The organism is Pseudoalteromonas sp. NZS37, from assembly GCF_015864265.1.
GTDB classification, from domain to species: domain Bacteria; phylum Pseudomonadota; class Gammaproteobacteria; order Enterobacterales; family Alteromonadaceae; genus Pseudoalteromonas; species Pseudoalteromonas arctica.
Genome location: NZ_JADYXL010000009.1, coordinates 68,372 through 81,749 on the forward strand (window position 1 = coordinate 68,372; position 13,378 = coordinate 81,749).

Below are 13,378 nucleotides of genomic sequence, written 5' to 3' on the forward strand. Positions count from 1 at the left end.
ACTTAGCTTGTTTTAGCTAAGTGCTTTTTTCGTGGTAAGAAACCAGTAACCAGCATAGTGCCTACAATTACAAATAGTGCGCCTAGTAATGTATTTGGCCCTATTTGCTCATCTAAAAATAAATGCCCCCAAAATATGCCAAATAATGGAATTAAAAATGTAACCGTGAGTGCTGAGGTTGGGCCAATATCGTCGATTAATTTAAAAAATAAAATATAAGCAAGGGCGGTACATACTACGCCCAGTACTAATACACCTAGCATAATGTTGGTGCTTGGTATTTCTCGAATTGGCATAAATAAGATAAGCGGTAATACCATAAAGCTCGAAGCCCACATTGAGCCATGGGCATTATCGAATGGGGCCAGTTTAGGCGCATTTTTAGTGTAATGCGATGCAATGGCATAGCAAAGTGATGCACTTAATGCTGCTATTATAGCCATTATTGATTGGCTATTTAATACAAAATGATTTTGCCCAACGAGTATTGCAACGCCTATTAAGCCAAGTAGTAAACCAAGCACCATACTTTTATTGGGCTTTGTTTTCGTCCATAAAATTCCAACTACAACACCCCATATTGGTGTTGTAGAATTTAAAATTGAGAGTGTGGATGCGCTAATAGTTTGAGCTGCGTAAGCAAAAAATAAAAACGGAAGAGCAGAATTAAACGCGCCTATAATAAAAAAGTGTTTTTTATGTTGGATAAACGCTAAGCGGCGTTTTAAATACAAAGCAACAATAAATAAAGTAACTGCAGCAAAGCCTACTCTAAGCTCAATTAATACCGCAGGCCCCAAGCTGTTTGCTGCCATTCGCATAAATAAAAAAGAAGCGCCCCAAATAGCGGCCAGAAAAAATAATCGCAGTAAGCTTGCTAAGGTCATGATAGTATTTTAATTATGCAGATTGGTTTTTAGAATAACAGGGTTTATAAAAAGTGTAAGCCATATTCGGAACTGGCATATAAAAATAATAAATTAAGGATAAGAATGAAAACGTTCTCAGTAGTTTCTATGGTATTTATCACTTTTTTGGGGGGATGTAATTCAAGCTCAATCAACCTTTACAGTGATACCACCATGAAAAAGAATGAATACAATGGTATTAAAGCGTATCGAAAAGGACAGTTTGAAGCCGCTTTCAATTATTTAAAAGAGCCTGCTGGGCTAGGCTATAAAAGCGCACAATACACGTTGGCGTTTATGTTTTTGAAAGGCCAATACTTGGAGCAATCTACTAAACTAGGGATGGGCTGGCTAGGTGTTGCAAAAGAAGCGGGGGTTGAAAATTGGTCTGCGCAATACGATGTATTTTACAGTGCAGCGACTACGCAGCAAAAACAACAAATAGACGAAACAGTTGCGTTGTATATAACGCAATTTGGCGTTAAAGCACAAAATATGACCTGTCGTCGTTCAGCTTCGCCTAGGCGTACATTTGGTGAAGTTAAAATTGATTGCACTAAGCACGAAGGTAGCGTTACCGAGCACGACATACAAATAATAGAATAGAGTTATGGCTTTTCTAGCTTTTTTTCAAAGTCGCTTTTTACAATATCGAGTGCTTTTAAGACCTCTTCTGGAGCAACATCGTGTTGCTCTAGTATCATAATTAAATCTACTGCAAGTTTAATATGTGTAGGGGCTTGATCAAGTGGGCTTGTCATTTAATTCTTTCTTTTTTGATATTTGGCTAATTGCAACGTTTATTGCTGTTTGCACACGTTGTTCCATATGTATGCGTTCTGATTGCGGTAAATAAAACGCCATATCTACATCGTAGCGAATATATCGTGGCGGGAGCTGATTTAGTACCGTACAACAAAAGTCAGCCATTACATCTTCATCATATTTTTCATCAAGTTTAAGTTTGATGATTTCTTCAACTACAATCTTTTCGTAATAGTTGTGTATGTCTTCGTGTAATCGCATATTCCCACCGCTTTAAAATAATCCGTTTAACTGAGTCTATACTAAGGCTTACTATAAATCGATAGCGGCTTTAAATAGTTGTTTATGAACATTAATTAGTGAACTCAAATTACGCTGATAACCGCCACCTAAAGCGCACATTAGTGGGGTTTGATGTTGCTTACAGAAGTTGAGAACAAACAAGTCGCGCTCATATACGCCATTGAGCGATATATTAAACAAGCCTAACTCGTCTTTAGTGTAAATATCAGCGCCTGCATTATACAAAATAATATCAGGGTTATGTATGCGCACGCAAAAATCGAGTGCTTGCTTTAATGTAGCAAGGTACTCATCGTCGGCTGTTTTAGCGGGCAATGCAAAATCGTAAGTGGACTCTTGCTTATTACGAGGAAAATTTTGTTCACAATGAATTGAGCAGGTAATAATTTGGTTATGGTTTTGAGTGATTTGTGCTGTGCCATCGCCTTGGTGTACGTCGCAATCAAAAATTAAAACAGTGTCGGCTTGCTCTGTATTTATTAAATGTGCTGCTGCAATAGCTAAATCATTAAAAATACAAAAGCCACTGCCAAAATCACTATGAGAATGATGATAACCACCGCTTAAATTGAAGGTTAGATCGTGACTAAAAGCCGCTTCTGCAGCTTGAATACTCCCGCCAATTGATAAAAGAGTACGCTCTACAAGTTGTTGCGAATAGGGAAATCCCATCTTTTTAATTGCTTTATCGCTTAGTGTTCCATTTAAAAAGTCATCTATATAACGTTGGCTATGACATAGCGCAAGTTGAGATACGGTTACTTTTTTAGGCTCTTGAAAGTGAATAGCCGAAACACCTAGATTTTCTATTTCGGTTGTAAGTAACTTATACTTTTGAATAGGGAATCGATGACGTTCTGCAAGGATAAGGTCTGAATACAATGGATGATAATAAAGCTGCATAGTAAAGTGCGGCTTAACGCAGCTGCTGTTTTTCTACTTGTTGTATTTTATCCTCAGTGGCAGAAATTGCTTTTCTGCAGCGGCCTAATCGAGCGTGTGTGCTTAATATTTCAAGGTTAAGCTTTTGTGCTTTAGCTGGCGAGGCTTTATCCATTTGCATTTTACGCTCTTCAATCATGAGCACTAAACGGCGTTCAAACTCATGGTTTTGTTTTAATTCGTCGTAAAGCTCGTGCGATGATTGCATTATTTTTTGTACCGCTTGCTTATAAACGGTTTGCTTAGGGCGTGGTTTATAATGGCTTTTGTTTTCTTTAACCCAAATAGGCGTTGATTTAATAACGTTGAATACAGCTTGTACCTGAGCTCCTATACGTTCAAGCGCGTAAGTATAAGCATGGCGATGCTCACTTGGCGGTAATCTTGACACTTCATCTTCTATTTCTATTACGTAATCGACGAGGTTCATGCTTTTTGTACTAAAAACTGCGCGGTCAAACAAGCTAGGTTGCGCTTGCATGTAACGATTTTTAGAAAAAAGTTTAGCTTTATCAAATTGCTCAGCTTGTTGTTTTAGCGTTGCAACTTGTTGACGTAGTTTATCTAAAGCCATTGAATGCATATTAAAAGTAAGCCTCGTAAATTAGTTTTAAAGCTAAAAGTATAACCATAGTATTAAATACTGGGCGAATAAATTTGCTACCAAAACGTATTGCCGAATGTGCTCCAAACCATGCGCCTAGCATAATAAAAAAGCCCATTGTTATGCCAAGTAAAAAGTTTACATGGCCGAGTGCTACAAAGGTGATGAGCGATATAAAATTAGAAACAAAGTTCATTGAACGCGCTAAACCACAATTGAGTAGCAAGTTCATTTTATAAAGCATGCCATTAGAAGCGGTCCAAAATGTCCCCGTACCTGGGCCTGCTAAACCATCAAAAAAGCCTAATGCTAAACCCTGTAGCCATTGTTTTATTTTCATCGCTTTGTTTAGTTTAGGGAGCTCATCGCCTTCTGTGGTACTTAAATTACCAAATAAGCTATAAGCGGCAACTAAAATAATAATAATGGGTAGTAGTTTGTTTAAAAAATCGATACTTAAATGATCAACAATAACAGTACCTATCAATGCACCTATTGCGGTAGCAATAATAGAGGCAGCCCAAAACTTTGGACTAAATAAGTTCTTTTTATAATAAGTATAGCTTGCTGTTAAGGAGCCAAAACTTGCTGCTAGTTTATTGGTGCCTAATGTTAAATGTGGAGGTAAGCCTGCAGTTAATAAAGCGGGCACAGTTAACATACCACCGCCACCGGCGATAGCGTCTATAAAACCTGCGGCAAGTGCAACAGCACATAAAACAGCCCAAGTTGTTGGATCGAGTGCGAGTTCAAACATTAATAATCTATTTGTCTTTTAAAAGGTGGTAGGGTGTCGAGCATGGCTTTACCGTATCGCTTAGTAACTAAGCGCCTATCGAGAATAGTAATACAGCCTTCATCACTCTCTTTTCGCAGCAGTCTACCACAGCTTTGTACCAATTTCTTTGCGGCGTCTGGCACGGTAATCGTTAAAAACGGGTTACCACCTTTGCTTTGTACAAATTCTGCTTGCGCTTCTTCTATCGGCGAAGTAGGTACAGCAAACGGAATTTTAGTGATTATTAAGTTCTCTAAATATTTTCCAGGTAAATCAAGGCCTTCTGAAAGACTTTGTGTTCCAAATAAAATACTGCCTTTGCCTTCATCTACATTTTTGGTGTGTAATTTAAGCAACGCTTCTCGCGACATCTCACCTTGTACTAATAAGTTAAAACCTTTTGTTCTAAGAAACTTTGTTACGTGGTCCATTTGCCAGTAAGAAGCGAATAGTACAAGGTTCGCTTTTTTATCATTTAGGTACTCTGGTAAAGTTTTAGCTAGGTGATCACTAAAGTCTTTATCGGTAGGTTCTACTTTAGATACCGGAATACGTAAAGTGGCTTGTTTTGGGTAGTCAAAAGGAGAAGGTACTTTAATAAATTTAACGCCTTCTTCTTTAGCAAGTCCTGTTTCGTAAGCAAAGTGATCGAACGAGCCCAGTGCACTTAATGTAGCAGAGCACAAAACAGCGCCCGCGCATTCTCGCCACAATTTATCTTTTAAGTAATAACCGACCTCGATAGGGCAGTCGCTTAATAAGTGGTCGTGATGGCTTTTGTATTCAAGGCGTTTTATCCACCGTGCATGAGGAGCACCTTCGCCTTTTTTTGCGTAACTAAACCATAGTTTGTTTAGTTGTTCTAACCGGTTTATGTATTGACCGCTTTCGCCTAGTATTGGGTCGGCAACGTAAGGTTTTATGTCGCCATCACTTACATCTTGGGTAAGGGTGTCGTGCATTTTGTTTAAACAGCGCAGCGCATCTTGCGTGGCTTCGCTTATATCTTTTGCTTTACTGTGCAGCGATTGTGGAATTTCACCGTGTTCAAAGCGATAAGTATCGTCTTTTGAGTATTCAAAGTCGGCATTATCAAGAATATCGCGAACTACTTTTAAATCTTTATTCGCGTCATTAATGCTGTCGCAAAGTTTAAAGTTTTGCCCAATAGCTCTTTGCCCCACTAAAACCTTCGCCATTTTCCCGCTAAACTTGGTGAGCTTATCAAGCCATTCTATCGTGCCTTTGATTGTTGCTGCGGCCGATGAAAAATCGCGTGTTATATGTGCTAAATGGTGCGCTTCATCAATTACATAAATGGTGTTGTCGGGCTCTGGTAAAATTTTACCACCGCCTAGGTCTAAATCGGCAAGTAATAAAGAGTGGTTAATTACCAGCACATCCATTTGCATTAATTGATTACGAGCAAGCTGAAACGGACACGTTTGATGGGCCTTCATTTGGCGCTGGCACGAATGTTTGTCGCACGCTATTAAGTTCCACACTCTATCGGGTACGGTATCGGCCCAGCTGTCTCTATCGCCTTGCCATTTTTTATTTACGTAAGCGTTATATAACTCATTTAAACATTTGGTTTCCATTGCGCTCAATGGTGAAGTAAGCGTTGGCATAAAGTCCATTTGTGTTTGGCTATCGCCGTTTACAGCATTATGTAGTTTGTGGGCACAAATATAACGATGGCGACCTTTTACCAAATCAAATTTAAAGTCGAGACCTGAATGCTTTTTAAAAAATGGCAGTTCTTTTGCTATTAATTGTTCTTGCAATGCAACGGTTGCGGTAGAAATAACGAGCTTCTTTTTTTGTGCTAAGGCAAGAGGCAACGCGCCTAAACAATAGGCAAGAGACTTACCGGTACCGGTGCCTGCTTCAATTACGCAAATACGCTGCTTTTTATGGTATTCGCCAGCAAGCGTTTTTGCTATTTCGGCTACAAGGTAGTTTTGACTGCTACGAGGGCGATAATCGTTTAGGTTGCTAGCCACATGCTGGTGTACTTGCCTAATTGTTTTTTTTAGTGAGTCAGAAAGCATGGGATGATTTACCTAAAGTATGTATATAATTACAGTGCTATGGATTTTAGAGTTATAAGAGTGTAACTACAAGAAGTGATGAGATTAATTTAGCAAATAAAGTATCTGAGTGTTTATTTAGGTTGAATGTATGGCTTTAAAGCATTTTGAATTAAGTAAAAACTTACATATATATGAATAAGGTTTAGTAATAATGTACTTAACAGCCGGTTTTATTGTTTCTTCTCATGCTTATGATACTGCTAACGGCATCTGCTACGAAGCGTGGTTTTGTAGTGATAAAGGGCCTATAAAAACAGTATCAGCTAACGAAAATGCGCTGTTTTTTATCAAAAGTAAAGATGCTGAAATAGCGCATAAAATATTAGCAGCTGAGTCACTTATCTTTAATATTAAAAGTCTTGAGTTAAAAAACTTTCAGCAAGAAGATATGTCGGCCTGTTACTTCAAATCACTAAAGCATTTTTATTCTGCTGCTAAAGCTTTAAAGCAACGTGGAGTTGTATTATTTGAAGAAGATATTCGACCAATAGAGCGCTATTTAATGGAGCGCTTTATAAAAGGAGGTGCTTGGGTAACGGGTAATGTTTTTTATCAAAATGGTTATACATTAGTAACAGAGGCAAAATTAAAAGCAAATGATGAGTATTCCCCAACTCTTAATAAGCTGTCGTTAGACATTGAATGTAACGAAAGTGGCGTTTTGTTTTCTGTTGGACTTGTGGGCTGTAATTTAGACTGTGTTTTAATGATTGGCGAGCCAGATAGAGAAGCTGAAAACCTAGAGTTTGATATTATTTGGTGTGTAGATGAGGCTGAGCTCTTAAAGGGATTGGAGCATTTTATTAAGCTTAGCGATCCTGATGTCATAATTGGCTGGAATGTAATTGAGTTCGATTTTTCGGTTATTCATGAAAGAGCTGAAGCACTAGGCATTAAGTTATTACTGGGTAGGGGAGATCAACCTTTATATGTTCGCAAAGGACACTTTACTCGAGTATCGATCCCTGGGCGATGTGTGGTTGATGGAATAGACACTTTAAAAAATGGTACATATAGCTTTGAGAGTTTTTCTTTAGCTAATGTTTCAAATCAAGTGTTGGGTGAGTCCAAATTAATCGACACGGCTAATAGTCTACAGGAAATTATTAGGCAATTTAATGAAGATAAGCTTTCTTTAGCAAAATATAATCGACAAGATTGTATTTTGGTAAATAAAATTTTTGATAAATTAAAGCTACTCGATTTTTCTATTATAAGAACAAAGCTCACAGGATTAGAGCTTGAAAAAAAGGGCGGCTCTGTCGCTGCTTTTATTAATATGTATTTACCACTACTGCATCGCAGCGGTTATGTTGCCCCTAATATGGGCGATCATGGACTTACATTTGAAAGCCCAGGCGGTTATGTAATGGAGTCTATTCCTGGGCTTTATAAAAATGTCATTGTTTTAGATTTTAAAAGCTTGTACCCCAGTATTATGCAAACTTTCTACATTGATCCACTCGGACTGATAGAAGGTTTAAAAAATCCAAACCAAAGTGTGCAGGGTTTTAATGAAGCCCTATTCTCGCGAGACAAGCATCACTTACCTTTACTTGTTAAAAGCTTAGCGTCCCAAAGGCAGCTCGCCAAAGACAATCAAGATCAAATGCTATCTCAAGCAATAAAAATAATAATGAATAGCTTATATGGTGTTTTAGGCTCAAAAGGGTGCAGGTTTTACGATCCCAGGTTATCTAGCTCTATTACATTAAGAGGGCACGAAATAATGCTACAAACTAAAAAATGGATAGAAGAGCTTGGTTATAGCGTTATTTATGGTGATACCGATTCTACATTTATTAAGTTGGATGATGATTTAACCCACGACGAGTGTAATGAAATTGGCGTGTTTTTAGCTAAAAAGATAACTACAGATTGGATTAACGAGATTAAACAAACGCACAACTTAACAAGTCATTTAGAAATAGAATTTGAATCTCTTTATAGCCCTTTCTTTTTGCCAACCATAAGGGGAAAGCTAGTTGGCTCTAAAAAGCGCTATGTCGGTAAATTAATTAAACCAAACGAATCAAAACTAGTATTTAAAGGATTAGAAACAGTAAGAAGTGATTGGACTAAACTTGCTCAACAATTCCAGTTCGACCTATTTACTAGTCTTTTTGATGGAAATTTAAATATAAATGACCTTGTTAAAGACTATACAACAAAGTTATACCAAGGTGATTTTGATCATTTACTCATTTTCAAAAAGAGATTAGGTCAAAACTTAATCGATTATAAGAAAAATATCCCCCCTCATGTTCAAGCAGTTAAAAAACACCAGAAAAAAAATAGCGAATTTACGGTTAATAGAGGTGAATTTGTTACATTCGTTTACACAACTGCTGGAGTTGAGCTGTATCAAGGCTTTCATAGCTATGACTATGCAATTTATGTAGAAAAACAGATTGTACCGTTAATTGAAATGGTTGATCTTGTTTCGCACTCAAGTGTTTCTTTTGGGTTAAATTTACAAGAGAAACTTTTTTAATAACACCATAAATGGCAACATATCTGTGTTTTCATACTGTCCACATCTTATTTATTCTAGTTTATTGCGATTTTAATTATTATATTCGCAAATATTTCTTTTTCCGCAAAGGTTTGTTAACTTTTTGTTGGCTTTTTGATGGTTTTTGTTTATTATTTGCTTTAGTTACTGTTAATCTTATGTAACTAAAATAATTAAATAATGATTGCTACTATAAAGTAGTGACACCAGGGAGAATCAAATGTTAAACAATCAAGTAGCTAAAGCAGTGCGTGTCGCACTTGCATTTGGTGCAGCTTCAACAGCTGTATTTTCAGGTAATACAATGGCAGCCGAAGGCGCCGATAAAGTAGAAAGAATTGAAGTAACTGGTTCACGTATCAAAAGAACTGATATGGAAGGTGCGAATCCAGTACAAATATTAACACGCGATGACCTAATTGCTTCAGGTATTGGTAACGTAGGTGACATTCTTCAAGAAATTCCTTCAGTTGCTGGTGCGGGTACTAATGCTTCTGTTAATAATGGTGGTTCAGGCGCGGTGCGTGTATCTTTACGCGGTTTGGGTTCTTCAAGAACGCTAGTATTATTAAATGGCCGTAGAATGGTTGCGTCGGGTAGCGGTGCAAACTCTTCTGTAGATTTAAGTACAATCCCTACAGCAATTATCAAGCGAGTTGAAATTCTAAAAGACGGTGCTTCTGCAATTTACGGTTCAGATGCTATTGGCGGTGTAGTTAACGTTATTACACGTGATGATTTTGAAGGTTTTGAAGCTACAGCAAGTTACGATGCTTCGACACATGGCGGTGATGGCGAAACTAAAAGCTACGATTTTACTGTAGGTTTAACAAGCGATAAAGGCAGCGTGGTAGCTAGTGCATATTACGTTCAGCAGGGTTCTCAGTCTTCTGGTGATAGAGACTGGTCTAAATTTTCTTTAGACATGGATCATACAGGTGAGCTTTCTAAAGGTGGTTCTTCAGCTCCACCATGGGGTCGTTACAACGGTATTGATGGTTCAGTAGCTGGTGAAGATTGTTCTTCTTTTACTCACGGTGCAGCTAATGGTCCTGGTCAATCAGATCCAAGCGATTTTTCTAATCCAACTGGTTATGATTGTTGGGATTGGGATAAAGATACTTACAACTTTGCGCCTGTAAACTTTCACTTAACTCCGGCTGAGCGATATGGCGTATTTGTTCAGAGTAACTATGAGTTTTCTGATCATGTTCGTTTCTTTTCAGAAGTTAGTTTAAACCGCCGTATTTCAGATACTAAGCTTGCTCCATTACCTCTAGCACCACTTGCGTTCTTTGGTGTGACAAATGCAAATTATTCTGCAGATAACTACTATAACCAACAATTTGGTCCTAAAGACAGAAATGGTGACTCAGTTGAGATTTCTGATTGGCGCCGTCGTATGGTTGAAACTGGTGGTCGAGATACTCAATTTCGCGTAGATACAGTTCGCGCAGTAGTTGGTTTTGAAGGCGATATCAATGACGATTGGGGTTATGAAGTTTCATACATCTTTGGTTCAAGTGATTCTACAACTAAACGAGCTGGTGGCGTAAACTTTGAAAAAGTTTCACAAGCCGTAGGTCCTTCATTCCAAGACGTTGACGGTAGCATTGTATGTGGAACTGTAGATGATCCTATCGCTGGTTGTACATCATTAAATGTATTTGGTATCCCAGGAACTGATACTCAAGTTACTCAAGAAATGTTAGATTTTATTTCGTTTGAAGCTCACGATTTTGGTTCAAACGAACAGCAAATTATTAGTGGTAGTGTGTTTGGTAGTGCATTTGAATTACCAGCAGGTAGTTTAGGTATGGCATTTGGTCTAGAACATCGTGAAGAGAAAGGTGGTGATTTCCCTGATGCACTAATAGCATTAGGAATTACATCTGGATCTAGCCGTCAAGAAACATCAGGCAGCTACACTGTAGATGAGGCTTATGCTGAGTTTAATGTACCGCTATTATATGACGCACCTTTTGCAAAAGTGTTAGAGCTAGATTTAGCAATTCGTTATTCTGATTATGATACTTTTGGCGATACTACAAACCATAAAGTAGGAATTAAATGGTCTCCTATGGACGGCCTTATGTTCCGAGGAACATCATCTACTGCATTTAGAGCACCTTCAACTTCTGATTTATTCTCTGGCGCATCAGATAATAGCCCTGAAGTTTCGGACCCGTGTGCTACTAACCCTACATCATTCTGTATAGCTGACGGCGTACCAGCAGCTGGTTTTGAACCTATTGGTGACCAATTATCTTCTACTCTTGGTGGTAACCCAGAGTTGCAACCAGAAGAAGCTGATATATTTACAGTTGGTGTAGTTTATAGCCCTGAGTTTGTTGATGGTTTATCTTTCACAATCGATTACTGGGATATCGAGCTAGAAAATGCAATTAGCTCTGTAGGCGAGCAGTTAATTTTAAACAAGTGTGCTGAAAGCGGTACATACTGTGATCAAATAACTCGTTATACATCAGGTATTTTAGCTGGTAACTCAAGTGATATTGATAACAGAAACATAAATGTTGGTGGTGTAGAGTCATCTGGTTACGACTTTAATGTTGCTTATACAACTGATACGTCAATTGGTTCATTATCAGCAAGCTTAGATGCAACTTACTATGACGACTACACAATAACTCAAGCCGACGGTTCAACACTTCAAAATGCTGGCTACTACCGCCGAAATAGTGGTGATGGTAACTTCCCTGAGTGGAAAACTAACTTCAATGTATCGTTAGCTCAAGAGAATTGGTCTGCAACTTATGCATTGCGTTACATTGGTGAAGTTGAAGAAAACTTTACAAATATTGACCCTGATGATTTAGCTGATGTTAACTCTTCATTTAGAACTGAAGCCGTTAATATCGGTGGTACTCTTGATTCTTATGATGTTATTAGAACCGTTGACTCACAAGTAATACACAATGTTCGCTTTAGTTACTTCCTTGATAACTACACAGCTACTGTTGGTATTAATAACGTATTTGATGAAGATCCTCCGTATGCAGCAACAGGGTTTAACGATAATACAGACCCTCGTACTTACAATACAACTGGTCGTCATATATTTTTGACTCTTAACGCTAAGTTCTAGAGTTCAGAAAAACAATAATAAAGCGCTAATATTTATAATATTAGCGCTTTTACTTTAAGGGAATAAAATGAAAAAGCTAATCGTAATAATCATTTCAAGTTTACTATTTCTATCTGGTTGTAGTTCACTGAGTGAAGACTCTCTAAGCAGTAATGAAAATATGGTATGCGAAAAAATAGCGGTGACAGGTAGTAATATTAAAAAGCGTACATGCATGTCAAAAGAGTTGGCAGAAGAAATACGCAAAAAAAACCAAGAGGCAATGAGAGAAATTAACAAAAGAGGAAATATTTACCAAGATAGGAACTAATTTTACTACTAAGTTTAATTGCAATACTTTAACTTATGTTTGAAATCTTGATGTGTTAGTACTAATAATAATGCGGACAGGTTATCTATATTAAGTAAACTATTTGCTATTAAACTTACTCCTCCTCCAGGCTACATTATTTCATTGATTTTCGACTATCTGCCAAACCTTGTTAACGTGGTAACTTTGTATTTAGTTGGTGTTTTCTGGTATTTCAATAACGTATGTTTTACAAAAATATTATATATTATTTATCTCTTCGTGAAATTAAGTGCTTGATTTAATGGTAATAAGTTTTTAAGTGTTTGTCGTGATTTATAATCCATAGCTTATTTATTCTGAGTAACCATAAACTTTAGTTGTTCTATTTCTAGCGATAATCATTGTAGAGGCTCCCGGCAAAAGTATCTGTAAATATGAATATAGAGGGTATCCCGCATTACACTTAATAGGGGGTAACTCTTCTTAAGTACATTCAATATTAACAGTTAAGGCCGTATCAGATACATGTAGCTTATCTGATAATTTTGGATGTTTTAACTTTGATTTACCGGTTAATGTGATACTCAGATGAATGTTACCAAATTAGTAAATAAAGAGATGGTTTCAATATTGTTAGAACAAGTATTAAGGAATAATATTGGCCAGTTAATAACCAAATGTTCAAGCACTACCTTCACAATTGAGTTCATAATTTCCTCTCATTAAACAAACACTCATCAGTCGATGCTCTTTTCGAGTATAAAAATGATAATGAACATTTTTACGACATATCAAAGAAAGTTTATTTATGATTTGCAGCTGGCTAGCTCAATGAATCAGGTTAAACACGATGTAGGCCAAATTACAAAATAATATAACCAAACTTATAATCTGACATGTATACCCAATAGTTCTAAACTGAATTTTTCAAACAAATTAAATGCAGGCAGTAGTAGGTATTTACATAAAAGCCACACAGGTAGCTTGGTTATAATCTGCCTATCCTAAAAAGATCAGGATAAAATTTAAGTGATTACTTCAAAAGGTTTTTTCCACATATCTAAGT

Annotated in this window: 11 protein-coding genes; 4 read left to right on the forward strand and 7 right to left on the reverse strand. The window is 37.2% G+C overall.

What is annotated here, in order from left to right; all coding sequences use genetic code 11:
* Nucleotides 1–2: 2 nt before the first annotated feature.
* The gene (locus I6F47_RS16075) at nt 3–887 is read right to left on the reverse strand and encodes a DMT family transporter (protein WP_197184186.1); all 885 of its coding nucleotides are present in this window, start codon (nt 885–887) and stop codon (nt 3–5) included.
* A 105-nt stretch (nt 888–992) separates the two neighbouring features.
* On the opposite strand from I6F47_RS16075, the gene I6F47_RS16080 reads away from it, so the two are divergent.
* Nucleotides 993–1,514 (forward strand): sel1 repeat family protein, encoded by a 522-nt coding sequence (locus I6F47_RS16080; protein WP_197184187.1) that lies wholly within the window; start codon nt 993–995, stop codon nt 1,512–1,514.
* Between the two features lie 2 nt (nt 1,515–1,516).
* On the opposite strand, the gene I6F47_RS16085 is transcribed toward I6F47_RS16080, so the two are convergent.
* The 6 genes from I6F47_RS16085 to dinG are packed head-to-tail and all read right to left on the reverse strand — an operon-like array spanning nt 1,517 to nt 6,354.
* Nucleotides 1,517–1,669, reverse strand: coding sequence for a DUF2496 domain-containing protein (locus tag I6F47_RS16085; RefSeq protein ID WP_007584045.1), 153 nt, complete (start codon nt 1,667–1,669; stop codon nt 1,517–1,519).
* Nucleotides 1,653–1,934, reverse strand: coding sequence for a late competence development ComFB family protein (locus I6F47_RS16090; RefSeq protein ID WP_024590772.1), 282 nt, complete (start codon nt 1,932–1,934; stop codon nt 1,653–1,655). The genes I6F47_RS16085 and I6F47_RS16090 overlap by 17 nt, the downstream gene beginning before the upstream one ends.
* A 51-nt stretch (nt 1,935–1,985) precedes the next feature.
* Complete coding sequence (locus tag I6F47_RS16095) at nt 1,986–2,879, reverse strand: histone deacetylase family protein (protein WP_197184188.1); 894 nt, start codon at nt 2,877–2,879, stop codon at nt 1,986–1,988.
* A 13-nt stretch (nt 2,880–2,892) separates the two neighbouring features.
* The gene (locus tag I6F47_RS16100) at nt 2,893–3,501 is read right to left on the reverse strand and encodes a primosomal replication protein (protein ID WP_007584039.1); all 609 of its coding nucleotides are present in this window, start codon (nt 3,499–3,501) and stop codon (nt 2,893–2,895) included.
* A gap of 1 nt (nt 3,502) precedes the next feature.
* Complete coding sequence (locus I6F47_RS16105; RefSeq protein WP_024593658.1) at nt 3,503–4,279, reverse strand: sulfite exporter TauE/SafE family protein; 777 nt, start codon at nt 4,277–4,279, stop codon at nt 3,503–3,505.
* Nucleotides 4,279–6,354: an ATP-dependent DNA helicase DinG gene (gene dinG, locus I6F47_RS16110; RefSeq protein ID WP_007584036.1), complete on the reverse strand. Its 2,076-nt coding sequence runs from the start codon at nt 6,352–6,354 to the stop codon at nt 4,279–4,281. The genes I6F47_RS16105 and dinG overlap by 1 nt, the downstream gene beginning before the upstream one ends.
* A gap of 193 nt (nt 6,355–6,547) precedes the next feature.
* On the opposite strand from dinG, the gene I6F47_RS16115 reads away from it, so the two are divergent.
* From I6F47_RS16115 to I6F47_RS16125, 3 genes are all read left to right on the forward strand, one after another.
* Nucleotides 6,548–8,890 carry a DNA polymerase II gene (locus I6F47_RS16115; protein WP_197184189.1) on the forward strand — a complete coding sequence of 781 codons (2,343 nt, stop codon included), beginning with the start codon at nt 6,548–6,550 and terminating at the stop codon, nt 8,888–8,890.
* 241 nt (nt 8,891–9,131) lie between these two features.
* Nucleotides 9,132–12,020, forward strand: coding sequence for a TonB-dependent receptor plug domain-containing protein (locus tag I6F47_RS16120; protein WP_007584034.1), 2,889 nt, complete (start codon nt 9,132–9,134; stop codon nt 12,018–12,020).
* Nucleotides 12,021–12,087: 67 nt separating this feature from the next.
* The gene (locus I6F47_RS16125; protein WP_165721642.1) at nt 12,088–12,330 is read left to right on the forward strand and encodes a hypothetical protein; all 243 of its coding nucleotides are present in this window, start codon (nt 12,088–12,090) and stop codon (nt 12,328–12,330) included.
* Nucleotides 12,331–13,378 lie beyond the last annotated feature (1,048 nt).